The organism is Streptomyces sp. UNOB3_S3 (genome assembly GCF_020740895.1).
Classification (GTDB): domain Bacteria; phylum Actinomycetota; class Actinomycetes; order Streptomycetales; family Streptomycetaceae; genus Streptomyces.
The window spans coordinates 1-2,355 of the sequence record NZ_JAILXP010000615.1 but is presented as its reverse complement, the minus strand read 5'-3'; the positions used below and the strand labels follow the sequence as shown (position 1 = coordinate 2,355).

General features: G+C 69.6%; 3 protein-coding genes. 2 read left to right on the top strand and 1 reads right to left on the bottom strand.

What is annotated here, in order from left to right:
* Nucleotides 1-369 (top strand): barstar family protein (locus K6I33_RS34355; protein WP_308297369.1); only part of this gene is annotated, 369 nt, incomplete at its 5' end.
* Between the two features lie 49 nt (nucleotides 370-418).
* Here K6I33_RS34355 and K6I33_RS34350 read toward each other — a convergent pair.
* Nucleotides 419-1,201, bottom strand: coding sequence for a sporulation protein (locus K6I33_RS34350; RefSeq protein WP_229358723.1), 783 nt, complete (start codon nucleotides 1,199-1,201; stop codon nucleotides 419-421).
* A gap of 55 nt (nucleotides 1,202-1,256) precedes the next feature.
* Between K6I33_RS34350 and K6I33_RS34345 the strand changes: the two genes are divergently transcribed.
* Nucleotides 1,257-1,919, top strand: coding sequence for a DNA-3-methyladenine glycosylase (locus K6I33_RS34345; RefSeq protein ID WP_229358722.1), 663 nt, complete (start codon nucleotides 1,257-1,259; stop codon nucleotides 1,917-1,919).
* Nucleotides 1,920-2,355: the final 436 nt, after the last annotated feature.

Genomic DNA, 2,355 nt, shown 5'->3' with positions numbered 1-2,355 from the left:
GGCATCTACCACCTGCCCCTCACCGAGGCCCCCACGGACGTCATGGCCCGCGCCGCCGAGGCCGACTGGCGGGGCGCCAGGCTCCAGCTCACCGGGGTCCACGACAAGGCCGCCTTCCTCGACCGCTGCGCGACGGACCTGGAGTTCCCCGAGTGGTTCGGCCGCAACTGGGACGCCCTCGCCGACTGCCTCACGGACCTGTCGTGGTGGGGCTCCGGCAAGTTCCGCGGCTATCTGCTGCTCGCCGAGGACTGGGAGACCTTCCGCAAGGCGGCACCGGGCGACGCCCGGACGGCGGAGGCCGTGCTCCACGACGCCGTCGACCACTGGACGGGCACGGACTCGCCCCTGGTCGTCCTGCTGGGCTGACCCGGCGATCCCGGCCCCGGGCCGGGATCGCTTCGGAGCCGGTTCCGCCTCAGAGCCAGTTCCGCTTGCCGCCCACCTCGGCGAGCCACTGGTGGAGGTAGGCCGCCCAGTCGGTCTGCTCGTACGTCCCCAGATTCATGGTGAACGAGCGGTAGGTGTCACTGCCCGAGCCGAACAGCCCCGGCTTCTTGTCCATCTCCAGCACGACGTCCATCTCACGGTCGTCCGCGACGAACGACAGCTCCACCTCGTTCAGCCCCCGGTACTGGGCGGGCGCGTGGAACTCGATCTCCTGGTAGAAGGGCAGCCGCTGCCGCGTGCCACTGATGTGGCCGCGCTCGAGATCGGCGGACTTGAAGGAGAAACCGAGCCGGCCGAAGGCGTCGAGGACCGCCTGCTGGGCGGGGAGCGGGTGGACGTTCACCGGATCGAGGTCGCTCGAGTCCACCGCGCGGGCGATGGCGAGGTGGGTCGTCACCCCCACGTTCATTCCGGTGAGGTGCCGGCCCAGGAACACGGTGACCGGCGTCTCCCAGGGGATCTCCAGCCCGAACGGCACCACGTGCACCGCCCCCGCCTGCACCTCGAACGCCCCGCCCAGCCGCATCCGGGTGAACTCCACGTCCCGCTTGTACTCGCCGTCGTCGCCCTCGACCTCGACCCGCGCCTGGAGCCCCACCGACAGCCCCTCGATCCGCTGCGGCACCGAACCGCCCTGGATGCGCACCTCGCCCTGCACCACCCCGCCGGGCACGACGTTCTCCTCGAACAGCACCGTCTCCACCGAGGCCCCGCCCGCACCCAGGCTCGCCATCAGCTTCTTGAACACCATCGCGCTCATCCTCCCCGGACCCGGCCGCCGGGCCCTTCCACTACGCTCGGCCGGCATGACTGCCGCGCCTGACCGTATGCCACTCGACCGGGAGTTCTTCGACCGTCCGGTACTGGAGGTCGCCCCCGAACTCCTGGGTCGCGTTCTCGTCCGGTCGACCCCCGAGGGCCCGATCGAGCTGCGCATCACCGAGGTCGAGGCGTACGCGGGGGAGAAGGACCCCGGCTCCCACGCCTTCCGTGGCCGTACGGAGCGGAACGCGTCGATGTTCGGCCCGCCCGGGCACGCGTACGTGTACTTCATCTACGGCATGTGGTTCAGCCTCAACCTGGTCTGCGGCCCCGAGGGCACGGCCAGCGGAGTCCTGCTGCGCGGCGGCGAAGTGATCGAGGGCGCCGACCTGGCCCGGGCCCGCCGCCCGAAGGCCCGCCACGACCGGGAGCTGGCCCAGGGCCCGGCCCGCCTCGCGACCGCCCTCGATGTGGACCGCTCGCTCAACGGCACGGACATCTGCGCGGGCCCGGACGCACCCCTCTCCGTCCTCCGGGGCACCCCTGTCCCCACGGACCGGGTGCGCAACGGCCCCCGTACGGGCGTGGGCGGCGCGGGCGCCACCCACCCCTGGCGCTTCTGGACGGACGGTGACCCGACGGTCAGCCCGTACCGGGCCCATGTGCCGCGCGACAGGAGCAAGGGCGGACGGCAGGCCGGTGCTTGACTCCTGCGCCGAGAGGTCCTAACGTAGGCAAGCCGCTTGAGACGGACGGCGCCCTGTGCGCATCCGAGACGAGCGGCGACCACCACTACTGCGAGGACATCCCGGATCGGGGTCAATTTCGGCGTGCCGAAATTCGACTGCGATCGGCTCGATTAGGAGCCGCAAGGGAAATCCGCTAACGTAGCGGTCACGCCGAAAGGCAGACCCCGCCAACAGGGGGCCGGAAATGAATTCCGAACCGGGAACGGAACGGAAAACGGATCTGGTAAGGTTGGAAACACCGAAGGGAAGCCCGGAGGAAAGCCCGAAAGGGTGAGTACAAAGGAAGCGTCCGTTCCTTGAGAACTCAACAGCGTGCCAAAAGTCAACGCCAGATATGTTGACACCCCGTCCATCTCGATGGATGAGGTTCCTTTAAAAAAGTCCCGCCGGGTCC